A 23,867-nucleotide genomic window follows, 5' to 3' on the forward strand; every position below is an offset into this window, starting at 1 on the left:
GCGGCCGGCTACGCGGCGCCCCTCGTCGCGGGCTCCTCGGCGGCCCGCCGGGTGAGCACCAAGGGGGCGTCCTCGGTGACGGCGACCGTGTGCTCGGAATGGGCCGTGCGTGAGCCGTCGGCCGACCGGATGGTCCAGCCGTCGGGGTCGTAGACGATCCGGTCGGTCGTGCGCGCGAACCAGGGCTCGATCGCGAGGGTGAGGCCGGGCCGGAGCGTCAGGCCGCGCCCCGCCCGGCCCTTGTTGGAGAGGTGGGGATCCTCGTGCATGGTGCGGCCGATGCCGTGACCACCGAACTCGTCGTTGACCGGGTAACCGTGGTCATCGGCGACCGCCGAGATGGCCGCCGAGATGTCGCCCAGGCGGTTGCCCGGACGCGCCACCTCGATCGCCGCCTCCAACGCCTCCTCGGTGGCCCGGACGAGCCGCAGGTCCTCCTCGGCGGCGGTGCCGACGACGACCGTGCGCGCCGAGTCGGCCACCCAGCCGTCGATGCCGACCGCGAGGTCCGCGGTGAGCACGTCGCCGTCGCGCAGCGTGTAGTCGTGGGGCAGCCCGTGCAGGACGGCGTCGTTCACCGCCAGGCAGATGACGTTGCGGAACGGGCCGCGCCCGAACGACGGCGCGTAGTCCCAGTAGCACGACTCCGCCCCGCGTCGCTCGATCATGCGGCGTGCGTGGAGCTCCAGGTCGAGGAGGTTGACGCCCACGTCGGCGAGCCGGCCGACCTCGGAGAGCACCTCGGCGACGAAGCGCCCGGCCACGTGCATGCGCTCGATCTCCGCAGGCGTCTTCAGTTCGATCACGAATACCTCGCGTCCCGAGTGTCGGTATAGTTATACCGATACCCTAGCACGCTCCGGTATAATAATACCGCTCGCGGGTTCCCGGCGTGCCGGCCTCGCCGCTCGGCCGCCCGGGGCCGGCCGCGGGCAGGATGAGCCCGTGGGTTCCCGCGCCGCGCCCGGACATGCCTATGGTCGGAGGATGACGGCACCGACCTCGCCGCGCGTCCTGGTGATCGGCCTCGACCCCTACCGGGTCCCCGGCCCCTGGGACCCGGAGCCGGTCGCCACCGCGATCACGGAGTGGACGGCGCGGTTCGCCGAGCAGGGGATCGACGTCCGAAACTGCCTCATCGGGCTCGACGGCAGCGACGACGTCGAGGCCGTCGTCACCGCGGCGCTGCGGGACCACCCCTGGGAGTGCGTCGTGGTCGGCGGCGGCATCCGGAAGCACGAGGAGCAGCTGGACCTGTTCGAGACCGTCGTCAACCTGGTCCACCGGTACGCGCCGGACGCCGCGATCGCCTTCAACCACACGCCGTCGGACGTCGTCGAGGCGGCGGTGCGCCGACTCCCGTGAGCGACGGGAGCGGGCCTGCCCGGAACGCCCCGTGGGTTCGATGGGACAAGGGTCGCGTCACTATGATGGCGGGATGCCCCGCTGGCGACCGGATGCGCGAGAACGGCTGGTCCTGGCCGCGCTCGACCTGTTCACCGAGCAGGGCTACGACGACACCACGGTCGCGCAGATCGCGGAGCGCGCCGGGCTGACCAGGAGCACGTTCTTCCGGCACTTCCCCGACAAGCGCGACGTCCTGGCGGCCGGCCAGGACACGCTGTCCCGCCTGCTCTCCGACGGCATCGCGGCCGCACCCGACGACGCCACGCCCCTGGCCGCGGTCGCCGCGGGCCTGGAGGCCGCGGGGCGCGCCATGACGTCGTTCAACCGCGAGCTCGCGCCGAAGCTCGGCGCCGCCATCGCCGCCAGCACCGAGCTCCAGGAGCGCGACGCGCTCAAGCAGGTCGGGCTCGCCGCGGCGATGGCCGCGGCCCTGCGCGCCCGTGGCGTGCCGGACCCGGCGGCCGGCCTCGCCGCCGAGCTCGGCGTCCTCGCCTTCAAGACGGCGTACGCCCGCTGGTCCGCGCCCGACAACCGGCAGGAGCTCGGCGAGCTGGCCCGCGCGTCGCTCCTCGAGCTGCACGCCGCGAGCACCGAGCTCACCTGAGCCGACCCGGGATCAGGCCTCGGCCCTGCGCCCGACCAGGTGGAACGCGCGGCTGAGCTGCCGGTACGGGTCGCGGGACGCGGCACGCAGCTCGACCTCGGCGACGGCCGCGACGTCCGTGGTGTCGAGGGGGAGCTCCGTCCAGTCGCTGAACAGCCACACGCCGTACCAGCTCTCGACCTCGATCCCGCCCTCGTGGAGCAGGGCCGACAGGTCCTCGACGGTGTCGCCGCGGGTCCGCGCCCCCAGCACGCCGATCTCCGAGTCGGCGTCGAAGGCGGCCAGGGCGTCGGCCCATCGCCGCTCGAGCGCCGGGCGCACCGCCAGCGTCCTCGCGTTCAGCGCCATCAGCGACACCACGCCGCCGGGTCCGGCGCACCGGCACACGGCCTCCACCATGGGGCCGGGATCGTCCAGGTACAGGAGCACGCCGTGGCAGAGGACGGCGGCGAACCGCCGACCGCGGGTCAGGACGTCGGCCTGCTCGCCCGCGCCCTCGACCAGGCGGACCCGCCGGCGCACGTCCTCCGGCTCGGCCCGCAGGCGCTGCTCCGCCCGCGCCAGCATCGCCGCGGACGGGTCCAGCACGGTGACCTCGTGGCCGAGCCGGGCCAACGGCACCGACTGGTGCGCGGCGCCACCGCCCACGTCGAGGACCGGAGCGGGCGGCGGCGGGAGGTGCCGGAGCAGCTGCCGGTGCAGGACGTAGGTCCGCACCCGGCCCTTGACCGTGGCGTACGCGCCGTCGACGAACGCGTCGGCCAGCGAGGCCCAGGGGTCCTCAGTCACCCTCGGCGACCGTGGGGATCTCGACGCAGTCGGCGCCGCATCCGGGCCCGGGGTCGGGCGCGGCGGCGGGCCGGTGCAGGACCGCCCGCGTGGGCGTGACGACGAGGGCGTCGCCGGACAGGCTCGATCCTCCGTCGACGATCAGCGAGTACCCCTCGGCGGAACCCGGCGGCCAGACGAGCGTCACGACCGGGCGTGCCGCCAGGTTGCCGCGGGTCCGGCGCCCGAGATCGCCGACGACGAGGCCCGTGTCGGTGACCACCGGGGACACCGCGGTGACGTGGGGCCTGCCGTCGTCGCCGATCGTCAGCAGGTAGGCGAAGTCGTAGCGGGCGACGGTCGAGGCCAGTTCGTCGGTGGGAACGGCGATGCTCACCCGGTCGAGCCTAGGGTCGGGCCCCGCGACCGCGCAGCAGGTCGAGGGACCCGGCCCCTCGGCGTGGACCGCGCTTGCCGGGCCGGCAGCTCACGGCCCCGGTCCGGGGTGGAGGTGCCCCGGGTTCCGCCGACCACCGTGATCACCCTCAGGACCGGACGAACTCCAGGAGGTCGGCGTTGATCGTCTCGGCCTCGGTGGTCGGCATGCCGTGCGGGAAGCCCGCGTAGGTCTTCAGGGTGCTGTTCCGGACCAGCTCCGCCGACAGGGGGCCGGAGTCGGCGTAGGGGACGATCTGGTCGTCGTCGCCGTGCATCACCAGCACCGGCACTGTGATCCTCTTCAGGTCCTCGGTGAAGTCGGTCTGGGAGAAGGCGACGATGCCGTCGTAATGCGCCTTCGCGCTCCCCGTCATCCCCTGCCGCCACCAGTTCCGGATGATCGCCTCCGAGGGCTCCGCCCCGGGGCGGTTGTAGCCGTAGAAGGGCCCCGACGCCAGGGCCAGGTAGAACGCGGACCGGTTGGCGGCCAGCTGGGCCTGCAGGTCGTCGAAGACCTTCTTCGGCAGGCCGCCGGGGTTGGCGTCCGTCCGCACCATCAGTGGCGGCACGGCGCTGATCAGCACCGCCTTCGCCGCGCGGCCCTCGCCGTGCCGCCCGAGATAGCGCGCCACCTCGCCGCCGCCCGTGGAGTGCCCGACGTGCACCGCGTCCCGGAGATCGAGGTGGGCGGTCAACGCGGCCAGGTCGTCGGCGTAGTGGTCCATGTCGTGGCCGTCGGCGGTCTGGGCGGAACGGCCGTGCCCGCGGCGGTCGTGGGCGATGACCCGGTACCCCTGCTGGAGGAAGAACAGCATCTGGGTGTCCCAGTCGTCGCTCGAGAGCGGCCAGCCGTGGCTGAAGACGATCGGTCGTCCCGAGCCCCAGTCCTTGTAGAAGATCTCCGTACCATCGGGCGTGGTGATCGTGGCCATGGGTGCCTCCGGTTGGTCCAGCCGCGCGGCCGCGGACGCGCGCCGGCCGCGTCCTCCCACTGTGGTGGCGGGCCACCGGGCCGGATACCGCCGAGTGACGCCGTGGGTGCTCTGGTGTGTGGCGGGACGCCCGGTCGGCGACCGGGCCCCGGCTCAGCGCTGCGTCATCTCGGCGGCGGGGCGGGATCCGGGCTCCCGAAGATCGCCGTGCGGATGGCGGTGATGGCCCGGTCGAGACGGTGGACCACGCGGCGCAGCTCGGCCTCGGCGCCGGGATGGCGACCGGCGAGCGCGGTCAGGGTCAGGGCGAGCGAGGACAACTCGAGGATCACCTCGTTGCGCAGCGTGTCCGCCATGCGTTCGGCCTGGTCGGCGCGAGCGCGCAGGCGTTCGGTCCGTGCGGTCTCCGCAGCGTGGTCGGTGAGGCGGTCGCGCATCGTCGCGACGCCCCGGCCGACCGTGGCGAGCTCGCGCAGGCCGTCGTCGCGGATGGGGTGGTCGTGGTCCCCCGCGGCGACGGCGGCGACGTCGTCGCCGAGCCGGGTGAGGGGAGCGAGCACCCAGCGTCGCTGCAACCGCACCGCGACGATCCCGAGGGCCACCCCGAGGAGGGCCACGGCGACGAGGACGCCGACGAGACGACGGCGGGCCGCCTCGGCGTCGGCCGCGGCGGCGCCCGCCTCGGCACTGATCTGCGTGCGGAGCGTGTCGACCCGCTGACGGAGCACGTCGAAGCGGTTCTTGCCCACCCCCTGAGCGGCGAGCGCCGACGCCTGGGCGACGTCACCCGCCCGGCGGAGGTCGATGAAGGGCCGGGCGGCGTCGGTCGTCCAGCCGTCGTGGGCGGCGACGACGGCCTTCAGGTCGTCGGCCAGTTCCGGGACCTCGGTGCCGAGCGCTCGCTGTTCGGCTGCGATCCGCGGTGACGCGGCGGTGTACGGCTCCAGGAAGCCCTCCTGTCCCGTGAGGACATAGCCCCGCAGGCCGGTCTCCTGGTCGACGTAGGCGCTCTGCAACCGCTCCACCGAGGTCAGCGCAGGGCCGAGGCGCTCCATCATCACCCCGTCGGCGGTGGTGGCCTGCGCCATGTTGACCACCGCCACCGCGAGCAGCCCGAACAGGGCGACCAGCACGACCAGCACCAGGGCCTGCATGCGCCCGCGGAGGGAACCCGGGAGGTCGGCCGGCCATCGTCGCCGTTGTCGCCGGCGGTCCGCGGCAGGACCGGCAGGCCGCCCACGGTCGGGATGCTCCACGTCGCCTCCTCGGGGGAACCTCGACGGTCGAGAGAGTTCCGAAAGGAGCCCGGCACGGCAAGACCGGGGCGGTGTGCCGGCGACCAGGGCGCGACCCAGCCGGTTCCGGGCTCGAGGAAGGGGGAGCGTCAGCGGGGGGCGGTCCCCGGTCCACCGGCCACGCCGGCGGCAGACGACGGCCCCCGGCGACCGGTCACGGCACCCGTCCGTGGCCGAGTCGAGGATGACGAACGTCCCGTCGACCGTGGAGCGGACCCGCTTCAGCAGCGTGGCCCCCGGCGGCACGACCAGCGTCATCCGCCGGCTCGGCCTGCACGTCGAGTGCGTCGGCGGGCGCGCCGCCGGCGCGGTTCAGGCGGGGCGCCGCCCACCCGGCTCGTGGTCGCGGGGGTGCAGGACGAGGGCGCACACGGCGAGCAGGCCGCAGGCCGCCGAGACGGCCGGGAGGTGGAGGACGACGGCCGCGGTCATCAGCAGCAACGGCACCAGGATCATCAGGTCCCGCCCGCAGCCGGGGTGGACCGGCGCACGGAGGGTCCGGAGTCGTCGGTCGAGGCCCGGGTCCTCCGCGGTGAGCGCGCGTTCGATCGCCGCGAGTTCCCGTCGTTCCCGCTCGGTCACCATCACGCCTCCCGGCCTGCGTCGCGAGCCCCGTGCCCCGGGAACGGTGCGTACCCAGAATAGTTGCGCGAGCGCACACGAGTGGAGTGAGCTGGGTCACGCCGACGGCGCGAGCGGCCGGGCGGTTGCGTCGGCGCAACCTTTGAGTATCGTCGGTCACCTTCATCGACCGGGGCCGACCCGGTCGTCGGTTGCTGCCGGGGCAGGGTGATGCCGCGATGTCCACGACGGTCGGGCCGGAGTCCGGACGCGGTCTCGTCCGGCTCCGAGCGGGTCTCGGCGGCGAGATGCTGGCCGAGTTCCTCGGGACGTTCGTCCTGATCATGTTCGGGCTGGGGTCGGTCGCCGTCGCGGTGGTCGGGCTACCCGGCTCGGGTCGGCAATCCGTGCCCTTCGGCGCCGCGAACTGGCTGATCATCGCCTGGGGATGGGGGATGGCCGTCGTGTTCGGGGTCTACGTCGCCGGTGGCATCAGCGGCGCGCACCTGAACCCGGCCGTCACACTGGCGATGGCCGTGCGGCGGGGATTCTCCTGGGCCCGCGTGCCGGCGTACTGGTTCGCCCAGGTGCTGGGGGCGTTCGCGGCCGCGGCGCTCATCTACGCCGTGTACCGCAACGCGATCGACGCGTTCAATCTGACCAACCAGATCGCCTCCCGCAGCCAGTCGCTGTCCACCTTCGCCATCTTCGCGACCTTCCCGGCCAGCTACTTCAACGGCGGCCTGTGGGGGCCGCTCATCGACCAGATCGTCGGCACCGCACTGCTGCTCGGGCTCATCGCCGCGTTGATCGACAACCGCAACCAGGCGCCGCGGGCGAACATGGCCGCGCTCCTGGTGGGGTTCGTCGTGGTCGCCATCGGGTTGAGCTTCGGCACCAACGCCGGCTACGCGATCAACCCTGCCCGCGACCTCGGCCCCCGGCTGCTCACCTACATCGAGGGATGGGGGCAGCTGGCGTTCCCCGGTCACGGGACGTACTTCGACCACTACTGGTGGGTGCCCATCGTCGGGCCGCTGATCGGCGGCGTGATCGGCATCTGCGCCTACGACCTGCTCGTGGGCAGCACCCTCGTCACCCGCCTGCGCCTCGGCGAGGAGGCGGAGCCCGGGCGCGTCCCGGAGCCGGACGAGGACTGACCCTCCGGCGCCACCCGGACTTGACGGGCAGCACGCGCCGCGGCGCCTACGGTCGCGGACGTGCAACGGGGTCAGCACGGTGTGCCGTGCCGCCACGCCGTCACGGACGGGCTAAGGTCCCGCGTCGTGCGTGGAGAGGATCGGCCCGGGACGACCAGGCGGAGCGTTCTGCGGGCCGCCGTGGTCCTGCCGCTGGCGGCCGCGTGCTCCGCGCCGTCCGGATCGACCGCGCCGTCCGGATCGACCGCGCCGTCCGGATCGGCCGCGCCACAGGCCGGCCCTGCCCCGTCGGCCGCGACGTCCGCCGCCGCGACCCCGTCGGCCCGCCCGCCGACCGGTGAGGTCGAGCGGGCCACGAGCGGTCGTCCGGAGGTGGCGCTGACCTTCCACGGTGCGGGGGACCTCGATCTCGCCCGGAAGGTGCTGGGCACGCTGCACGACCGCGGTGCCGGGGTGACCGTGCTGGCCGTCGGCACGTGGCTGCAGCAGTCCCCGGACGCCGCCCGGATCGTCACGGACCTGGGGCACGAGCTGGGCAACCACACGTGGTCGCACCGCGACATCGACGGGCTGGCCGAGAGCGCCGCCCGGGTCGAGATCGAGCGGTGCCGCGACCTCATCGCCGCGGCGACGGGCGGCCCGGGGGCGTTCTTCCGGCCGTCGCAGGCCCAGCACGCCACACCGGAGGTGCGGGCACTGGCCGCGGCGGCGGGCTATCCGACCGTGTTGTCCTACAACGTGGACTCCAGGGACTTCACCGATCCCGGCGCCGCCGCGATCCGCCGCAACGTCGCGACCGCGACCGCCGGCAGCGTCGTCAGCATGCACCTGGGCCACCCCGGGACCCTGGCCGCGCTGCCCGGCCTTCTCGACGACCTCGCCGCCCGGGGGCTCACCCCGGTCACGGCGACCAGACTGTTCGGCTGAACGTGGGGGTACTCGGGTGAACGCTCGTCGAAGGCTGGCGACGGCGGCGGTGCTGGCGGCGACGGTGGTGCTCGCGGGATGCAGTACGGGCAGCGGGTCGACGGCCGGGGCGACGGCAGCACCCCCGTCGGCGGCCTCCCCGTCGGGAACGACGGCGGCGACCCCGTCGCCCGCGGCGGGGGTGGACGGGCTGCCGGGCATGCCGCCGGTGACGGACGCGCACAACGTCTACGCCGACGCGGGGGCGAACATGCTCTCGGACGCCGCGAAGGCGGCGAAGCCGCTGGTCTACGTACCGCACACCAAGTCCGGCGAGGTCCGGGTGATCGACCCGACGACGTTCGCCACGGTCGGCACCTACCGGCTGGGCGGGGAGCTGCAGCACGTCGTGCCGTCGTGGGACATGCGCACCCTCTACGCCACCGACGACACGACCAACAAGGTCGTGCCCTTCGACCCCGTCACCGGCAAGCCCGGCGCCGCGATCCCGGTGCAGGACCCGTACAACATGTACGCCACCCCGGACGGCACCTCGGCGATCTCGGTGGCCGAGGCGCAGAAGCGGCTCGTGTTCTACGACCCGCACACCTGGAAGCAGCAGGGGGAGCTGGCGACACCCGACTGCGCCGGGATCGACCACGCCGACTTCACCCCGGACGGCCGCACCGCTGTGTTCACCTGCGAGTTCGCCGGGAGGGTGGCGGTGGTCGACATCGAGCACCGCTCGTTGGTGCGGATGGTCGACATGCCGAAGCGCAACAGGCACATGGGCCCGCAGGACATCAAGCTGGCGCCGGACGGCTCGGTCTTCTACATCGCCGACTCCGACCAGAACGGGGTGTGGGTGCTCGACGGGGCGGCCACCCACGTCGTCCGGGAGATCCCGACCGGGCCCGGGGCACACGGGCTGTACCTGTCCCGGGACGCGACGAGGTTGTTCGTGACCAACCGGCACGAGGGCTCGGTCAGCGTGCTCGACGCGTACACCGGCGCCCCGATCACCAAGTGGATGATCCCGGGCGGGGGCAGCCCCGACATGGGCAACGTGTCCGCGGACGGCTCCCAGCTGTGGTTGTCCGGTCGCTACAACCGTGCCGTGTACGTGCTCTCCACGACCGACGGCAGCCTCATCAAGAAGATCGACGTCGGTGACGGACCCCACGGGCTGTGCGTGTGGCCCCAGCCCGGGCGCTACTCGCTGGGCCACACCGGGATCACCCGGTAGCCCTCACCGCACCTCGAAGTCGGCCGGGTCCGGGTGGCGGAGGCGCTCCCAGATCTCCGTCCCCTCGAAGGGGCAGTTCGAGGCGGAGCGCCCGTGCGCGTTGCGGTAGTAGTTGTCCGCGCGCGGGTCGCTCCAGGTCCGCAGGGCCTCGCGCTCGTCGAGCTCGCGGTTGTAGCGGCGGTAGGCGTCCGGGGTGACGTCGACGGAGCGCCGGTCCTCCAGGACGAGCTCGGCGATCCGCTCCAGGGCGAACCGCGTCGTCATCTCGGAGAAGGTGACGACGCCGAGGCTGAACGGGTTCGTGTTGGGCCCGTAGAGCAGGAACAGGTTCGGGAAGCCCGGCAGCATCGTGCCCACCCAGGCCCGCGCCCCGTCCTCCGCCCACAGGTCCTCGACCCGCACCCCGTCCCGGCCGCGGATCTCCATGGGCCACAGGAAGTCGTTGGCGCGGAAGCCGGTGGCGTAGACGACGACGTCGGCCGGGTGCTCGCGGCCGTCGACGGTCTCGACCCCGTGCTCGGTCAGCCGGGCGATGCCCTCGGAGACGAGGGTGACGTCCTCGCGCAGCAGTGCGTCGTAGATGCCGTAGCCGCTGTCCACGGCGACCGGCCGCGCCGACATCGGCGGGTGCGGCGGCAGCATCCGCTCCAGCAGGTCGGGGCGGGAGCCGAGCTTGTGGCGCAGGAACTCGAGCCGGCCGTCCCGGATCCGCTTGTTCATCGCGCTGCGGCTCAGCGGGTCGGTCCAGTCCGGGTCGACGTCGAAGGCGCGGCTCTGCACGTGCGGGCCGGTCAGCCAGCTGGTCCGGAAGCGCAGGAAGTTGGCGTAGTACGGGACGTTGCGGTCGAGCCACGCGACCTGGTCGGGGTAGCGGCTGCGGTACCCGGGGCGGTCGAAGACCCACTGCGGCGTCCGCTGGAACAGCTCCACGTGACCCGCGAGGTCGGCGAGCTCCGGCACCATCTGGTAGCTCGTGCAGCCCGAGCCGATGACGGCCACCCGCTTGCCGGACAGGTCCAGGTCCGCGGGCCACCGGGCGGTGTGGAAGGCCGGCCCGGAGAAGCGGTCCGCCCCGTCGAGCTCGGGCAGGTTCGGCCGCGCGAGGAACCCGACGGCACTGATGACCGCCCTCGCCCGGAGCACCCGTTCGCCCTCGGGGTCCCGGACCCGCACCGCCCAGCTGCCGCGAGCCTCGTCCCAGTCCGCGGAGACGACCTCGGTGTCGAAGGCGATGTCGCCGCGCAGGTCGAAGGTGTCCGCGACCCAGTTGAAGTACTTCTCGTTCTCCGCCTGCTCGCAGTAGGGGCCCGCGTACTCGTAGCCGAGTCCGTAGAGGTGCGTGTAGGCGCGGCTGGGGGTGTCGACGCGCGCGCCGGGGTAGCGGTTCTCGTGCCAGGTGCCGCCCACGCCGGGGTTCTTCTCGACCACCGTGAACGGGATCCCCGCCCGCTTGAGCTGCACCGCGGCGTTGAGCCCGCCCAGCCCGGCCCCGATGACCAGCACGGAGAAGTCCGCCAGCCGGCTCGCCGGGGGCTCGGCCGGCCAGCGCAGTGACCTGGCCCACGGGTCGAGCGCGAGCTCCTCCACCCACAGCTCGAGCTCGGCCTCCGGGACCTCCTGCCCGGCGGCGAGGCCCAGGCTGCGGCGCAGCCGCTCCGGAGGGCCGATTCGATCGTGGCCCCGACCCGGCCGTCCGGCTGCGGGAACGGGGCCGCTCAGCCGGTGGCCGCCGGGGACCGCGGTGCGCCGAGGCGCCTGAGGTGGTGGTCGGTGCCGCCGAACATCGCGTCGACCGCCAGGACCCGCTTGTGGAGGTGGCCGATCGGCAGCTCGTCGGTCATGCCCACTCCGCCGTGGGTCTGGATCGCGGACTCGCCGACCCGTCGGCCCAGCCGTCCGACCTGCGCCTTCAGCACGGCGACGTCCTGCGGCGCCAGGCGACCCGCCTCCGCCAACGCAGTGGTGTGGAGCAGCGTGGACCGCGCCGCGACGTAGGCGATCTTCATGTCGGCGAGGCGGTGCGCGACGGTCTGGAAGCTGCCGATGGGGACGCCGAACTGCTCCCGGGTCGACGCGTACTCGGCGGTGCGGCGCAGGAGCCCGCCCATGGCCCCGACCGCCTCGGCGGCCAGGACCACGATCGCGCGGTCGAGGACGCCGCGCAGGAGGGGCTCGGCGTCCGCGGCGAGGAGGGTGCCCGGCGCGCCGTCGAACCGCAGGTGGGCGGCGCGCCGGCCGTCGACGGTGGTGAACCGGGTCGCGACCGGGGCGGAGGCGTCGACGAGGAACAGGGCGAGGCCCGCGTCCAGGCGCGCCGAGACGACCAGCACGTCCGCGTCGGCGCCGTGCAGCACGAGCCTCTTCTCGCCGGTCAGCGCGTACCCGTCCGCGCTGCGCTCGGCCTTCGTCGTGACCAGAGAGGGGTCGGGCGTACCGCGGCCCTCCTCGTGGGCGAGGGCGCCGATCGCCTCGCCGGAGGCGATCCGCTCCAGCTCGTCCTTCCGCCCGACGGCGGCGAGCACGCCGCCCGCCAGCACGATCGAGGCGTCGTACGGCTCGACGAGCAGGTGCTCGCCGAACACCTCCGCCACCGCGACGACGTCCACGACCGACCCGCCCAGCCCGCCGACGTCCTCGGGGAACGGCAGGGCCGTCAGCCCGAGCTCGACCAGCCGCGCCCAGACGTCCGGCGACCAGCCGGTCCCCGAGCGGACGATCGACTGACGGGCCTCGAAGGAGTAGTCGCGCTGCAGGGCGCGGACCACGCTGTCGCGGAGCAGCGTCTGCTCCTCGGTGAAGGTGAAGTCCACGGCGGCCTCCGTCAGGATCGCAGGGTGCGGGCGATCAGGTCGCGCTGCACCTCGTTCGTGCCGGCGTAGATCGTGGTCGCGCGGCTGTTCAGGTAGTACGGCATCGCGATCAGCGCGAGGTCCCCGCCGAGCGGCTCGGCGTCGGACCCGACGAGCAGGGCCTCGCGCTGGTCGGGGAGCCCGTCCAGGCCGACGACCCGGGTCATCAGCACGGAGATGCGCTGGGTGAGCTCGGAGCTCATCACCTTGTTCAGCGAGGGGTAGGCCGGGTCCCGCGCAATCGGGTGCCCGCTGATCGCGAGCTTCTCGAAGTGCTCGTAGGAGGCGACCTCGGCCTCCAGCTCGCCGAGGTCGCGCTGGAAGACGGGATCGTCGGCGAGCGTGCCGCCGAACCCCGAGGGTGTCTCGGCCGCCGCCGCGCGGGCCACCTCCAGCCGGCGGCGCAGCATCGGGCTGTGCGCGGACCCACCGCGCTCGTGCTTGAGCAGCTGCTTGGCCACCGACCAGCCGTCGTTCTCCGCGCCGACCCGGTCGGCCTGCGGCACCCGGACGTCGGTGAAGAACACCTCGCACTGCTCCGGCGCCCCGTCGAGCCCGATGATCGGGCGCACCTCCAGGCCCGGGAGGTCCATGCGGTCGAGCAGCAGGAACGTGATGCCCTGCTGTTTCTTCCCCTCCCGGCTGGTCCGGACGAGCATGAACATCCGGTTGGCGTGGTGGGCGTACGTGGTCCAGATCTTGCTGCCGTTGAGGACGTAGTCGTCCCCGTCGGGGACCGCCATGGTGCTCAGCGAGGCGAGGTCGGAACCCGCGCCCGGCTCGGAGTAGCCCTGGGTCCAGTAGTCCTCGCCGGACAGGATCCCGGGCAGGTAGCGGGCCTGCTGCTCGGGCGTGCCGAGCTCCATCAGCAGCGGGCCGATCATGCGCAGGCCGTTGGGCAGCAGCGGGGGCAGGCCGCGCTTCTGGTACTCGTCCGCGAAGACGTACCGCTGCTCCACCGACCAGCCCGGCCCGCCGTGCTCGACCGGCCAGTCCGGGGCGGACCAGCCGCGGGCGTGCAGGATCCGGTGCCAGGCCATGACCTGGTCGAACGGGCCGAAGACGCTGGTGGTCCTGCGACCCGCCTCGCGGATCTCCGGGGTCGGCGCGGTGTCCAGGAACTCCGCCACCTCGGCGCGGAACTTCTCCAGGTCGGCGTCCGGCGCGATGTCCATGCGGGTCAGCCCTTCCGGCTCGTGAAGGCGGCGATGCGCTCCTGGGCGTCCGGCCCGCGGCCCTCGCCCTCCAGGACCTCCCACTGCAGGCCGGCGTCGAGCGGGCGGCCGTCGGTGGCGTCGAGCAGGCGCTTGTTCGCCGCGTGCGAGAAGGGCGACTGGGCGGCGATGCGCGAGGCGAGCGACTCGATCTCGGCGTCGAACTCCGCGAGCGGGACGGCGTACTCGGCCAGTCCGATCCGGACGGCCTCGGCGGCGTCGACCATGTCCGCGGTGAACATCAGCCGCTTCGCCGTGGCGACCCCGACGCGGCGGGGGAGCCGCTGGCTCATGCCCCAGACCGGCGTCAGCGCCCACTTGGCGTGGGTGTCGCCGAAGCGCGCGTCGTCGGCGGCGACGAGGAAGTCCGCGGCGAGGGCGACCTCGAGCGCGCCCGTGTAGCAGTGCCCGTGCACGGCGGCGACGACCGGCTTCGGCAGCTTCTCCAGCATCCGCAGCGTCTCGCTGTGCCAGCCGCGCGACGGCACCGTCTCGCCCGCCCCGATGTCCGCCAGGTCGTGGCCCGCGGAGAAGCACCGTCCTGCCCCACGGAGGACGACGCAGCGGACCGCCGCATCCTCGGCCAACGCCTCGACGTGCGCACGGAGCTCGGTGAACATCGCCACCGTGAGCGCGTTGAGCTTCTCCGGACGGTTCAGCGTCAGCACCGTCCACCCGTCGTGGTCGGTGCGGAGCACGAGTTCGCCCACGGACGCCCCCTTCCCAGTCTGAACGAACGAACGTTAACCGGCCGGCGGCCCGCGGAGAAGGGCGCCCCTACGGAGTCGCCGTGGCCCGGGCGAGCAGCCCGTCGACGATCGCCTCGAGCGCCTGGCGGTAGGTGTCCCGGGCGGCCAGCACCGGCCACCGGTCGCCGAGGGCGGGCCGTGGGCCTGACCTGGGTGATCCACGCCTATGCGCTTGCCTTCGGCGGGCTGCTCCTGCTGGGCGGCACGAGCGCGGGCCACTACGGCCGCACGCGGGTGCTGCGTGTCGGGCTCGCCCTCTTCGGGCTCGCGTCCCTCGCCGGCGGGCTCGCCCAGGCGCCGTGGCAGCTGGTGGCCGCCCGCGCCGTGCAGGGCATGGGTGCCGCCGCCCTCGCCCCGGCCGCGCTGGCCCTGCTGACGTCGGCCTTCCCGTCGGGCAGGGAGCGGGTGCGCGCGTTCGGTGTGTGGAGTGCGACGAACGCCGCCGGTGGCGCCCTCGGCGTGCTGGCCGGCGGCCTGCTCACCGAGTACGCCGGGTGGCGCGCCGTGATGGTCGTGAACGTGCCGATCGTCGTCGTCGCGCTCGCCCTGGCAGGCCGGGTCGGTGGCGGGCCCGCGCCGGTGCGCGGCGGGCGGCCGGACGTCCTGGGCGCCGGCCTCGTCACGGCCGGCGTGACGCTGCTGGTGTTCGGGGTCCTCCGCACCGACCGGTACGGGTGGACCTCGCCGGTCACCCTGGTGACCTTGGCGGTGGCCGTCGCGGTGCTGGCCGGGTTCGTCGTGGTCGAACGGACCACGTCCGGCGAGCCGTTGGTCCGGCCCGCGCTGACCGGACTGATGTTCCTGCCGTTCGCGCTGGGCGTGGTCGTGGGGTCCGTGCTCGCCGTCCGGCTGGGGTACCGCGTCGCCCCACGGACCCTGCTGGTCGGCGGGGGAGTGCTGACCGCGGCCGGGTTCGCGTGGTTCGGCCTGATCACCGCCTCCGCCGGACCACCGGGCCGGCGATCGAGCAGAACCGGGGTGCAGACCGATGACGACCATCCGGCCTGACCCGGGCCGGGCGGGCTCCGCGCAGGAGGACGGGGCAGAGTCGGGGCATGTCCGACGAACGAGCGACCCCGCGGGTCGTGCACGACCTTCGCCCACTCCTCGCCGACGACACCACCGTGCCGCCCGGCGTGGTGTGGCGGCTGGCCGAACCGGGCCGCCAGCTCGACGCCAACGTCCTGCGCCTGGGCCCCGACCAGGTCGTCGAGACCCACACCGAGTCGGATCTCGACGTGCTCCTGGTGGTCGTGTCCGGGACCGGCACCCTCGAGGGCGCCGACGGCCCGATCGCGCTCGCTGCGGGGACGACGCTGTGGCTGCCGCGCGGGTCCACCCGCAGGTTGTCGGCCGGCGCGCAGGGGCTCGGCTACCTCACCGTCCACCGCCGCCGCCCCGGCATGCAGATCACGCCGGGGCCCCCGGCGTGAGGACGTGCGGCGGAGCGGGCCCGGAGGGTGTCAGCCCCGGCTCTCCGGCTGCCTGAGCCGCTCGCAGTCCCGCTCCACGGAGGCCCACAGCGCGCGGGCCGTGGGGTCGTCCGCGACCCAGTCCGCCGCCTTGCGCGCGGCCTCCGCATCCCCGTTCTCGGCCAGCACGTGCAGCTCGACGAGCTGCTCGACCCAGTCGGTTCCCTGCTTCACGTCTGCCATTGGGCAACGATTGCGCATCCGCACCGGATCTGCAGTGCCCCCGTGACCGACGACACAGGACTCGATCTAACGTATGCGTGAGCGCAATCATTGCGGCGCGCAGCATTCATGGTCACCATGTTTCGGTGAGATCCGACGACTCCCCGCCGTCCTCCGGCTCCGCCGGCGGAGCCGTGTCCCTGCCCCACCACCTCGGCGACTTCACGCTGAACCGCCGCGTCCTGGTGACCGTCGCCTGGGCGGTGCCGATCGGGGCCCTCGGCGCGGTCGCGGCATGGGTGTTGCTGCGGTTGATCGCGTTGATCACCAACGCCGTGTTCTTCCAGCGCCTCTCCACCGCGATGGTCGCCCCGGGCTCCGGGTCGCACCCGTGGTGGCTCGTGCTGTGCGCGCCCGTCGTCGGGGGCCTGGTCGTCGGGCTGATGGCGCGCTACGGCTCGGAGAAGATCCGCGGCCACGGCATGCCCGAGGCGATCGAGGCGATCTTGATGCGCCGCAGCCGGGTCGAGCCCCGGATCGCCGTGCTCAAGCCGACGTCGGCGGCGATCAGCATCGGGTCCGGTGGTCCGTTCGGCGCCGAGGGCCCGATCATCATGACCGGCGGGGCGGTGGGGTCGATCCTGGCGCAGCACCTGCACCTGTCGGCCGACGAGCGCAAGGCGCTGATGGTGTCCGGCGCCGCGGCCGGCATGGCGGCGACCTTCAACGCGCCGATGGCCTCTGTGCTGCTCGCCGTCGAGCTGCTGCTGTTCGAGTGGCGACCGCGCAGCTTCCTGCCGGTCACCTGCGCCGTGGCCGTCGCGACCGTCCTGCGGGCACCGCTGCTGGGTGGGGGCCCGCTCTTCCCGGTGGACCTCGGGGCTGCGCGCACCACCCCGCTCGTCGACCTGCTCTGCGTGGGCGCGGGGATCATCGGCGGGCTGCTCGCCATCGCGGTGACCGCGCTGGTGTACTTCTCGGAGGACAACTTCGCCCGGCTGCCGCTGCACTGGATGTGGTGGCCCGCGATCGGCGGGCTGATCATCGGCATCGGCGGGCTGGTCGAGCCGCGGGCGCTCGGCGTCGGGTACGACGTCATCGACGAGCTGCTCACCGGGCGCGCCACGCTGTCCCTGATCGTCGGCATCCTGGTGGTGAAGAGCCTCATATGGGGGCTCTCGCTCGGCTCGGGCACCTCGGGCGGGGTCCTGGCCCCGGTGTTCATGATCGGCGCCGCGCTCGGCGCGGTGGAGGGGCTGGTCTTCCCCGACGTCGGCCCGGGCTTCTGGGCGATGATCGGGTTGGCGGCCGTGGTGGGGGGCGTGATGCGGTCCCCGCTCACCGGCGTGGTGTTCTCCCTCGAGCTGACCCATGCGTGGTCCATGCTGCTGCCGCTGCTGATCGCCTCGGCCTCGGCGTACGGGATCTCGGCCCTGCTGCTGCGCCGCTCGGTGCTGACCGAGAAGATCGCCCGGCGCGGCTACCACCTCTCCCGCGAGTACGACGTCGACCCGCTCGAGGTCCTGCTCGCCGACGAGGTCATGGCCCCCACGCCCGCCGTCGTCGCACCCGACACGGCCCTCCCGCCGTCGCCCGAGCTCCTGGCCGCCACGCTCGCGCGCCGGGAGGTCGACGGGAGTCCGCGCGCCGCGGCCGGCGGCCCCCCGCTGCAGCGGCTCTACCCCGTCGTCGAGGACGACGGCCGGCTCCGCGGCGCGGTGCCCCGGCAGTCCCTCGTGGCGCCCGGCGAAGCCCGCTCGGTGGCGGACGTGCTGATCGGCGACCCGGTCGTGGTGCACGCCGACGACACCCTGCGCGAGATCGCGTCCCGGTTCGCGCGCCACGGGATCACCGCGGCACCGGTCGTCGACCGGGCGGACCCGGCCCGGCTGGTCGGGCTCGTCACCGTCGACCACCTCCTCGACGGACGGCTCCGCGACCTCGCGGAGGAGCACGACCGCGAGCGTCCGCTGGGCCCGCGCACCTGGCGCTCCGGGCGCTCCGGGCGTCGGCGGGACGGGTACGCGACACTACGGCCATGACCGACGCCGCCGGCCTCCCCGACCCGCCCACGCGCGACCAGGTCGACGCGGTGATGCGGACGGCCCGGGTGCTGGTGGGGGTGACGGCGCGCTCGTTCGCCGCGATCGAGGACCGCGTCACCCTGCCGCAGCTGCGGATCATGGTCATGATCGCCAGCCGCGGGCCGCTCAACCTGGGCAGCATCGCCGCGAGCCTGGACGTGCACCCGTCCAACGCCAGCCGGGCCTGCGACCGACTGGTGGCCGCGGGCCTGCTCGACCGTCGCGACGACCCCGCCGACCGGCGCAACCTGCTGCTGCAGCTCACCGACGCCGGCGCACGGCTGGTCGACGAGGTCACCACGCAGCGCCGGCAGGCCATCCACGACACGCTCGAGAAGATGCCCGTGGGCCGGCGCCGGAGCCTGGTCGCGGCGCTGAGCGCGTTCGCCGACGCGGCCGGCGAGCCCGCGGAGGCGGCGTGGAGCCTCGGCTGGACCACCGAGAACCCCGTGCGCTCACTGCCCCTGCGCGGCCCGGACCGGAACGGGGCGGAGCGCGACGGGACGTAGCGGCGTCCGCGCGTCGGCTGCACATCGGGCGGCCGGGACCTACCCTGGGCGAGCCGAGTCGATCAAGGATGTTCCTCGGGGGTGCAGCATGCAGCGGATCTCGTCCGGACGGGTGCGGGGGTTCGTCGGGTGTCGGTGAACTACGCGGAACAGGTCCGCCGGCACGCGGTGCGGACACCGAAGCGCACGGCGGTGGTCGACGGCGACCGTGAGGTGAGCTGGGCGGAGCTCGACGAGCGGGCGACCCGGATCGCGAACGGGCTCGCCGCGGCCGGGGTGGTCCGCGGCGACCGCGTGGCCCTGCTCGTGGACAACTCGCTGCGCCCGCTGGAGGTCATGATCGCCTGCGCGCGGGCGGGCTTCGTCCACGTGCCGCTGGATTTCCGGCTCGCCGAGGCCGACGTCCGCAGCATCCTCGCGGACTGCGGGGCGCGGGCGGTGATCGTCGACACGCCCTACCTCCCGACCGCCCGCCGGGTGCGGCCCGACCTGCCGGACGTCGCGGTCTGGGTGACCGACCGGGCTGCGGACGGGGCTGCGGACAGGGCGGTGGGATTCACCGACTACGACGAGCTCGTCGACCGGGCCTCCACCACGCGGCCCGCCGCCGACGTGGACGACCACGGCCTGCTCTGCATCCTCTACACCAGCGGCACCACCGGGCGGGCGAAGGGCGTGACGGCGACGCACCTGCAGTCGCTGGACAACGCGATGGGCGTGATCCTCGGCTCGGAGATCGACGGGGACACCCGCTACGCCGTCTCCTACCCGCACGGCTCCGCCGGCACCATCCACCACGTCTGGGGCCCGGTGCTGCTGCGCGGCGGCTGCCTGGTGCTCTCCGACGTCCGGCAGTTCTCCGCGGAACGCTTCTTCGCGCTGGTGGAACGGCACCGTGTCACGCACTGCCAGCTCGTCCCGACGATGGTGTTCCGGCTGCTCGACCACCCGGACCGGGGCCGCTTCGACCTGTCGTCGCTGCGGACCATGGGGTACGCGTCGGCCCCCATCCCGCCCGAGCGGGTGCGGCACGTGCTCGAGACGTTCGGCCCGATCCTCGTGCAGATGTACGGGATGACCGAGACGGCCTCCCACGCGACGATCCTGGGCAAGGCCGACCACGTCCGGGCGGCGGCGGGCGCGGACCACCTCTTCGCCTCGTGCGGGCGGCCCGCGATCGGCGCCGAGATCCGGATCCTCGACGACGACGGCCGCCCGGTGCCGACCGGCGAGGTCGGCGAGATCGTCATGCGGGCCCGCTGGTTCACCTCCGGCTACTGGAACGACCCGGAGCGGACGGCCGAGGCGCTGCGGGACGGGTGGCTGTACTCCGGCGACCTCGGCCGGATGGACGCCGAGGAGTACCTCTACGTCGTCGACCGCAAGAAGGACCTGATCATCACGGGCGGGGCCAACGTGGCCAGCACCGAGGTGGAGGCCGCGCTCTACGACCACCCGGCGGTACAGGAGGCGGCGGTGATCGGGCGCCCGGACCGCGAGTGGGGCGAGGCCGTGCACGCCGTGGTGTCGCTGCGGCCGGACGGCACGACCTCGCCCGCGGAGCTGATCGCCTGGTGCCGGGAACGGTTGGCGCACTTCAAGTGCCCGAAGTCCGTCGAGATCCGGGCCGAGCTGCCCCGCACGTCGACCGGCAAGCTGGCCAAGGCCGTGTTGCGGGCCGAGCTCACCGGGTGAGCGTCAGACGGGCGTGAGCACCAGCGACGCGTTCTGGCCGCCGAACCCGAAGGCGTTGACCTGGACCGCCGGGGCCGTGAGCCCGGCGGGTGCCTTGGTGACGATCTCGAACCCGGCGTCCGGGTCGGGCTCGGTGGTGCCGGCGTTCATCATCAGCGTCCCGGTCCGCAGGGCCTGGATGCCCGCGACCGCGGACATCACGGCCGCGGCGCCGGAGGAGTGCCCGACGTGCCCCTTGATCGACGCGACCTCGACCTGCGGGGCGTGCCCGCCGAGGTAGGCGTTGAGCGCGCGGATCTCGGACGTGTCGCCGATGCGCGTCGCGGTGCCGTGCGCGACGACCCCGCCGACGGCCTCGACGGCCAGTCCGGCGTCGTCGAGGGCCTGGCGCATGGCGAGGGCCTGCCACTCGCCGCTGGGGTCGGGGGAGGAGGGGTGGTAGGAGTCGGCGAGCGAGCCGTAGCCGGCGACGGCGGCCAGCGGGGTGGCTCCCCGCGCGGCGGCGTGTGCGCGGCTCTCCAGGACGAGCACGGCACCGCCCTCCCCGACGACCATGCCCGATCGGTGCACGTCGAACGGCAGCGAGGCGCGGGTCGGGTCCGGCTCGGTCGACCCGGCACCGAGCGCCCCGGCGGACAGCAGCACGAGGGGGCGGAGCTGGGCGTCGGACCCGCCGACGATCGCGACGTCGACGAGGCCGGACTCGACGAACCGGGCGCCGGTGCCGATCGCGTCGGCCGACGAGGCGCACGCGGTGCACAACGTGAGCTGCGGCCCGTGCAGCTTCCAGTGGTAGGCCAGCCGCGCGGCACCCATGTTGGGCCACATGGTGATCTGGACCTTGCGCGGCAACGCCTCCGGGCCGCCGCGGTCGTAGGCGGCCTGGGCGTCGATCACGGACTGGAGCCCGCCCATGCTCGTGCCGGTGACGACGGCGGTGCGCAGCGGGTCGAGCCCCTCGAGCCCCGCGTCGGCCACGGCGTCCTCGGCGGCGACCATGAGGATCTGGGCGAACCGGTCGGTGCCGGCCAGGGTGCGCGCGTCGAGCCGGGCGGCCGGGTCGAAGTCCGGCATCGGGGCCCACACGACCGGATCGTCCGTGCCGGCGTCCTCGCGCGGGGCGCGCCGCACGGCCACGGTCCCCGCGCAGAGCTGCTCCCAGAACGAGTCCGGGGTGTGCCCGAGAGCCGACACGACTCCCATCCCGGTGACCACGACGTCCCGCATCCCTGTCCTCCTCGACGATCGACCGCTGTGAGCCGGTTCACTCGGTTCGCAGTGCTGTGAAATATTGTCCGCACTGCGACTTCGCCTGTAGACCAGGATGCATGACCTTCGATCTGCAGGGCAGGGTCGCCCTGGTGACCGGTGGCGCCCGGGGCCTCGGGCGGGCGCACGTCCTGGCCCTCGCGAGCCGTGGCGCGGCGGTCGTCGTGGCCGACGACGGTGCCGCACTCGACGGCGCCACGGGTGACCCGGGTGCGGCCGCGGCGACGGTGGAGGAGGTCGCGGCCGCCGGCGGGCAAGCGGTCGCCTGCGTGGCCGACGTCGGCACCGAGGCCGGGGCGCGGATGGCGGTCGAGACCGCGCTCGCGGAGTTCGGCCGGCTCGACGCGCTCGTGGCGAACGCCGGGGTGCTGCGGGACCGCTCCGTGGCGAAGATGACGGCCGACGACGTCGACACCGTCCTGCGGGTGCACCTCGCCGGCAGCATGTACTGCGTCCTGCAGGCCTGGCCCGCGCTCAAGGAGTCCGGCAGCGGCCGGATCGTGCTCACCTCGTCGGCGTCGGGGCTCTACGGCAACTTCGGCCAGGCCAACTACGCCGCGGCCAAGTCCGGCATGCTCGGCCTCGGCTCCACGCTCGCCCTCGAGGGGGAGCGGTACGGGATCCGGGCCAACGTGATCGCGCCGGTGGCGCGGACCCGGATGACCGAGCCGCTGATGCCGCCGGAGCTGCTGGCGGGCCTCGACCCCGCCCGGGTGAGCGGGCTCGTCGCCTACCTGACCTCGGCCGAGTGCGGCGAGTCCGGCTCGGTGTTCGAGATCGGCGGCGGGCTGGTCGCGCGGGTGCGGATCGTCGAGTCCGACGCCGTCGCGCTGCCCGATCCCGCGGACCCGGCCGGCGACGCCGCGATCGTCGACGCCGTGGCGGCCCTGGCGGAGCTCCCGCCCGGCCGCGCCTACCCGTCGTCGTCGGCGGCCCTGGCCCGGATCATGGAGGCCGCCGGCTCCGTCCCGGCGTCCTGACCGGCCCGACCGCCCCTGATCGTCGCGACCGGATCGAGGACCCGTGTTCCAGACGTCGATCGTGAACGAGGTGGGCGTTCACGCCCGCCGGCACCCGGACCGGCCCGCGCTGGAAGTGGTCGACGGGCCCGCGCTCACCTACGCGCAGGTGTGGGACCGGATCCACGCCCTGGCCGCCGTGCTCGCCGACGTGCCGGAGCGCAACGGGCTGCGCCTGGTCACCTTCCTGCTGCCCAACGGCGTCGACGCGGCCCTGGTCTACCTCGCCTGCCAGCTCGCCGGGTGCGTCGCCATCCCGCTGAACTCCCGGCTCGCCCACGCCGAGCTGCGGTTCGTCCTGGAGGACTCGGGGGCGGAGGTGCTCCTGACCGGGGCACCCTTCCAGGACCGGGCGGCGGCGCTCGTCCGCGACCGCGGGCTGCGGACCATCGACTGTGACGCCGTGCCGACCGCGGCGAGGGTGCCGGCGGAACGGGTGGCCGTGGACGGGTCGACGCCCATGGTCGTCGGCTACACCTCCGGCACCACGGGCCTGCCGAAGGGCGGGCTCTACCGCGGCGACCTGCTGCTGTTCAGCTACCTGCAATGGGCCCGGTCGTACCGGCTCGACGAGTCCAGCACGGTGCTCACCCCCGGGCCGATGTTCCACCTCTCCTACGCGGGCCTGACCCTGACGGCGCTGATGCTCGGGGCGCGGGTGCGCATGATGACCGAGTTCGACGCGCCGCGCGCCTGCCGGGAGCTCGACCGCGAGGCCACCTTCGCGTTCCTGGTGCCGACGATGGCCGCGGCCGTGATCGCGCAGGCGCGGGCCGAGGGGCGCAGCGCGCTCGACACCGTCCGGTTCGTGCTGTCCTCCGGCGCACCGGTGTCCGCGGATCTGCTCGCGGACATGCTCGCCTTCTTCCCGCGGGCGACCATCGCCGAGGCCTACGGCTGGAGCGAGGCCGGGTGGATCACGTTCGAGACGAAGACCCCGGAGACGCTGCTCCCGCAGTGTGTCGGCAGGCCGGTCACCGGGAGCGACCTGGAGGTGCTGCGCGAGGACGGGACACCGTGCGCGGCGGGGGAGCCGGGCGAGATCGCCGTGCGTCCGGTGCTCCCCTTCGCCGGCTACCTCAACCACCCGGAGAAGACCGCCGAGGCGGTCCGGGACGGGTTCGTGCTCTCCGGCGACATCGGGATCTGGACGGACGACCACCGGCTGCTGGTCGTGGACCGCAAGAAGGACATGATCGTGACCGGTGGGGAGAACGTCTACTCGGCCGAGGTCGAGCAGGTGCTCGCGCGGCATCCCGCGGTCGTCGAGGTCGCGGTGATCGGCCGCCCGGACCCGCGGTGGGGCGAGGCGGTCACCGCCGTGGTCGTGGTGGACGGGCCGGGCCCGACCGCCGACGAGCTGCGGGCGTTCTGCCGCGAGTCGCTGGCCGGTTACAAGGTGCCCAAGACCGTCGAGTTCACGGACGCGTTGCCGCGCAACGCGATGGGCAAGCTCCAGAAGTTCCTCCTGCGCGACGCCGGCCGCCGCGCGGGGTCCACCGTCCCGGCGTCCTGAGGAGGAGGCGGA

General features: G+C 73.9%; 24 protein-coding genes. 12 read left to right on the plus strand and 12 right to left on the minus strand.

Translation table 11 applies throughout. From position 1 onward, the window contains the following. Nucleotides 1–8: 8 nt before the first annotated feature. Nucleotides 9–806: a type I methionyl aminopeptidase gene (map, locus tag LWC33_RS08405; RefSeq protein ID WP_233303680.1), complete on the minus strand. Its 798-nt coding sequence runs from the start codon at nt 804–806 to the stop codon at nt 9–11. Nucleotides 807–987: 181 nt separating this feature from the next. Between map and LWC33_RS08410 the strand changes: the two genes are divergently transcribed. Both LWC33_RS08410 and LWC33_RS08415 read left to right on the plus strand, forming a co-directional pair. Continuing rightward, nucleotides 988–1,365: a hypothetical protein gene (locus LWC33_RS08410; RefSeq protein WP_233303681.1), complete on the plus strand. Its 378-nt coding sequence runs from the start codon at nt 988–990 to the stop codon at nt 1,363–1,365. A 73-nt stretch (nt 1,366–1,438) separates the two neighbouring features. Further along, the gene (locus LWC33_RS08415) at nt 1,439–2,011 is read left to right on the plus strand and encodes a TetR/AcrR family transcriptional regulator (protein ID WP_233303682.1); all 573 of its coding nucleotides are present in this window, start codon (nt 1,439–1,441) and stop codon (nt 2,009–2,011) included. Between the two features lie 12 nt (nt 2,012–2,023). Here LWC33_RS08415 and LWC33_RS08420 read toward each other — a convergent pair whose 3' ends face one another. The 5 genes from LWC33_RS08420 to LWC33_RS08440 all read right to left on the minus strand — a co-directional run bounded on the left by LWC33_RS08420 (nt 2,024) and on the right by LWC33_RS08440 (nt 6,029). Beyond that, nucleotides 2,024–2,800 carry a methyltransferase gene (locus tag LWC33_RS08420; protein WP_233303683.1) on the minus strand — a complete coding sequence of 259 codons (777 nt, stop codon included), beginning with the start codon at nt 2,798–2,800 and terminating at the stop codon, nt 2,024–2,026. Then, nucleotides 2,793–3,176 carry a pyridoxamine 5'-phosphate oxidase family protein gene (locus LWC33_RS08425; protein WP_233303684.1) on the minus strand — a complete coding sequence of 128 codons (384 nt, stop codon included), beginning with the start codon at nt 3,174–3,176 and terminating at the stop codon, nt 2,793–2,795. The genes LWC33_RS08420 and LWC33_RS08425 overlap by 8 nt, the downstream gene beginning before the upstream one ends. Nucleotides 3,177–3,324: 148 nt before the next feature. After that, complete coding sequence (locus tag LWC33_RS08430; protein ID WP_233303685.1) at nt 3,325–4,149, minus strand: alpha/beta fold hydrolase; 825 nt, start codon at nt 4,147–4,149, stop codon at nt 3,325–3,327. A gap of 164 nt (nt 4,150–4,313) precedes the next feature. Beyond that, nucleotides 4,314–5,303 carry a CHASE3 domain-containing protein gene (locus LWC33_RS08435; RefSeq protein WP_233303686.1) on the minus strand — a complete coding sequence of 330 codons (990 nt, stop codon included), beginning with the start codon at nt 5,301–5,303 and terminating at the stop codon, nt 4,314–4,316. A gap of 453 nt (nt 5,304–5,756) precedes the next feature. After that, complete coding sequence (locus LWC33_RS08440; protein ID WP_233303687.1) at nt 5,757–6,029, minus strand: DUF3040 domain-containing protein; 273 nt, start codon at nt 6,027–6,029, stop codon at nt 5,757–5,759. A gap of 215 nt (nt 6,030–6,244) precedes the next feature. Between LWC33_RS08440 and LWC33_RS08445 the strand changes: the two genes are divergently transcribed. From LWC33_RS08445 to LWC33_RS08455, 3 genes are all read left to right on the plus strand, one after another. After that, the gene (locus LWC33_RS08445; protein WP_233303688.1) at nt 6,245–7,165 is read left to right on the plus strand and encodes an MIP/aquaporin family protein; all 921 of its coding nucleotides are present in this window, start codon (nt 6,245–6,247) and stop codon (nt 7,163–7,165) included. A 126-nt stretch (nt 7,166–7,291) separates the two neighbouring features. Further along, entirely contained in the window at nt 7,292–8,092 is an 801-nt protein-coding gene (locus tag LWC33_RS08450) for a polysaccharide deacetylase family protein (protein ID WP_233303689.1), read from the plus strand. Nucleotides 8,093–8,108: 16 nt separating this feature from the next. Continuing rightward, nucleotides 8,109–9,317: a YncE family protein gene (locus LWC33_RS08455; RefSeq protein WP_233303690.1), complete on the plus strand. Its 1,209-nt coding sequence runs from the start codon at nt 8,109–8,111 to the stop codon at nt 9,315–9,317. A gap of 3 nt (nt 9,318–9,320) precedes the next feature. Here LWC33_RS08455 and LWC33_RS08460 read toward each other — a convergent pair whose 3' ends face one another. The 4 genes from LWC33_RS08460 to LWC33_RS08475 all read right to left on the minus strand — a co-directional run bounded on the left by LWC33_RS08460 (nt 9,321) and on the right by LWC33_RS08475 (nt 14,090). Beyond that, nucleotides 9,321–10,904, minus strand: coding sequence for a flavin-containing monooxygenase (locus LWC33_RS08460; RefSeq protein ID WP_233303691.1), 1,584 nt, complete (start codon nt 10,902–10,904; stop codon nt 9,321–9,323). 128 nt (nt 10,905–11,032) lie between these two features. Further along, the gene (locus LWC33_RS08465) at nt 11,033–12,127 is read right to left on the minus strand and encodes an acyl-CoA dehydrogenase family protein (protein ID WP_233303692.1); all 1,095 of its coding nucleotides are present in this window, start codon (nt 12,125–12,127) and stop codon (nt 11,033–11,035) included. Nucleotides 12,128–12,138: 11 nt separating this feature from the next. Next, nucleotides 12,139–13,341 (minus strand): acyl-CoA dehydrogenase family protein, encoded by a 1,203-nt coding sequence (locus LWC33_RS08470; protein WP_233303693.1) that lies wholly within the window; start codon nt 13,339–13,341, stop codon nt 12,139–12,141. Nucleotides 13,342–13,346: 5 nt separating this feature from the next. Further along, nucleotides 13,347–14,090: an enoyl-CoA hydratase/isomerase family protein gene (locus LWC33_RS08475; RefSeq protein ID WP_233303694.1), complete on the minus strand. Its 744-nt coding sequence runs from the start codon at nt 14,088–14,090 to the stop codon at nt 13,347–13,349. Between the two features lie 177 nt (nt 14,091–14,267). Between LWC33_RS08475 and LWC33_RS08480 the strand changes: the two genes are divergently transcribed. Together LWC33_RS08480 and LWC33_RS08485 are read left to right on the plus strand one after the other, a co-directional pair. Beyond that, nucleotides 14,268–15,137 (plus strand): MFS transporter, encoded by an 870-nt coding sequence (locus tag LWC33_RS08480; RefSeq protein ID WP_233303695.1) that lies wholly within the window; start codon nt 14,268–14,270, stop codon nt 15,135–15,137. A gap of 47 nt (nt 15,138–15,184) precedes the next feature. After that, the gene (locus LWC33_RS08485; protein WP_233303696.1) at nt 15,185–15,562 is read left to right on the plus strand and encodes a cupin domain-containing protein; all 378 of its coding nucleotides are present in this window, start codon (nt 15,185–15,187) and stop codon (nt 15,560–15,562) included. A gap of 30 nt (nt 15,563–15,592) precedes the next feature. Here the strand turns inward: LWC33_RS08485 and LWC33_RS08490 are convergent, their stop codons facing one another. After that, nucleotides 15,593–15,775, minus strand: a complete 183-nt coding sequence (locus tag LWC33_RS08490; RefSeq protein WP_233303697.1) for a hypothetical protein — start codon at nt 15,773–15,775, stop codon at nt 15,593–15,595. Between the two features lie 134 nt (nt 15,776–15,909). Here LWC33_RS08490 and LWC33_RS08495 point away from each other — a divergent pair, with 134 nt between their 5' ends. From LWC33_RS08495 to LWC33_RS08505, 3 genes are all read left to right on the plus strand, one after another. Next, entirely contained in the window at nt 15,910–17,805 is a 1,896-nt protein-coding gene (locus LWC33_RS08495; protein WP_233303698.1) for a chloride channel protein, read from the plus strand. Then, the gene (locus tag LWC33_RS08500; protein WP_233303699.1) at nt 17,802–18,356 is read left to right on the plus strand and encodes a MarR family winged helix-turn-helix transcriptional regulator; all 555 of its coding nucleotides are present in this window, start codon (nt 17,802–17,804) and stop codon (nt 18,354–18,356) included. Before LWC33_RS08495 ends, LWC33_RS08500 begins: the two co-directional genes overlap by 4 nt. 129 nt (nt 18,357–18,485) lie before the next feature. Next, the gene (locus LWC33_RS08505) at nt 18,486–20,051 is read left to right on the plus strand and encodes a class I adenylate-forming enzyme family protein (RefSeq protein ID WP_233303700.1); all 1,566 of its coding nucleotides are present in this window, start codon (nt 18,486–18,488) and stop codon (nt 20,049–20,051) included. A gap of 3 nt (nt 20,052–20,054) precedes the next feature. On the opposite strand, the gene LWC33_RS08510 is transcribed toward LWC33_RS08505, so the two are convergent. Then, nucleotides 20,055–21,278 carry a beta-ketoacyl-[acyl-carrier-protein] synthase family protein gene (locus LWC33_RS08510; RefSeq protein ID WP_233303701.1) on the minus strand — a complete coding sequence of 408 codons (1,224 nt, stop codon included), beginning with the start codon at nt 21,276–21,278 and terminating at the stop codon, nt 20,055–20,057. Between the two features lie 101 nt (nt 21,279–21,379). Between LWC33_RS08510 and LWC33_RS08515 the strand changes: the two genes are divergently transcribed. Both LWC33_RS08515 and LWC33_RS08520 read left to right on the plus strand, forming a co-directional pair. Further along, a complete protein-coding gene (locus tag LWC33_RS08515) occupies nt 21,380–22,300 on the plus strand; it encodes an SDR family NAD(P)-dependent oxidoreductase (protein ID WP_233303702.1) in 921 nt (306 codons plus the stop codon). A 43-nt stretch (nt 22,301–22,343) separates the two neighbouring features. Then, nucleotides 22,344–23,855, plus strand: a complete 1,512-nt coding sequence (locus tag LWC33_RS08520) for a class I adenylate-forming enzyme family protein (protein WP_233303703.1) — start codon at nt 22,344–22,346, stop codon at nt 23,853–23,855. Nucleotides 23,856–23,867 lie beyond the last annotated feature (12 nt).

The organism is Pseudonocardia terrae, from assembly GCF_021343995.1.
In the GTDB taxonomy this organism is placed as follows: domain Bacteria; phylum Actinomycetota; class Actinomycetes; order Mycobacteriales; family Pseudonocardiaceae; genus Pseudonocardia; species Pseudonocardia terrae.

Excerpts from the sequence above, each read along its gene's own strand:
- LWC33_RS08430 (WP_233303685.1), bottom strand. The coding sequence starts at position 4,149 with ATGGCCACGATCACCACGCCCGATGGTACGGAGATCTTCTACAAGGAC.
- LWC33_RS08485 (WP_233303696.1), top strand. The coding sequence starts at position 15,185 with ATGTCCGACGAACGAGCGACCCCGCGGGTCGTGCACGACCTTCGCCCA.
- LWC33_RS08445 (WP_233303688.1), top strand. The coding sequence starts at position 6,245 with ATGTCCACGACGGTCGGGCCGGAGTCCGGACGCGGTCTCGTCCGGCTC.
- LWC33_RS08510 (WP_233303701.1), bottom strand. The coding sequence starts at position 21,278 with ATGCGGGACGTCGTGGTCACCGGGATGGGAGTCGTGTCGGCTCTCGGG.
- LWC33_RS08470 (WP_233303693.1), bottom strand. The coding sequence starts at position 13,341 with ATGGACATCGCGCCGGACGCCGACCTGGAGAAGTTCCGCGCCGAGGTG.
- LWC33_RS08410 (WP_233303681.1), top strand. The coding sequence starts at position 988 with ATGACGGCACCGACCTCGCCGCGCGTCCTGGTGATCGGCCTCGACCCC.
- LWC33_RS08435 (WP_233303686.1), bottom strand. The coding sequence starts at position 5,303 with ATGCAGGCCCTGGTGCTGGTCGTGCTGGTCGCCCTGTTCGGGCTGCTC.
- LWC33_RS08440 (WP_233303687.1), bottom strand. The coding sequence starts at position 6,029 with ATGGTGACCGAGCGGGAACGACGGGAACTCGCGGCGATCGAACGCGCG.
- LWC33_RS08515 (WP_233303702.1), top strand. The coding sequence starts at position 21,380 with ATGACCTTCGATCTGCAGGGCAGGGTCGCCCTGGTGACCGGTGGCGCC.
- LWC33_RS08500 (WP_233303699.1), top strand. The coding sequence starts at position 17,802 with ATGACCGACGCCGCCGGCCTCCCCGACCCGCCCACGCGCGACCAGGTC.
- LWC33_RS08415 (WP_233303682.1), top strand. The coding sequence starts at position 1,439 with ATGCCCCGCTGGCGACCGGATGCGCGAGAACGGCTGGTCCTGGCCGCG.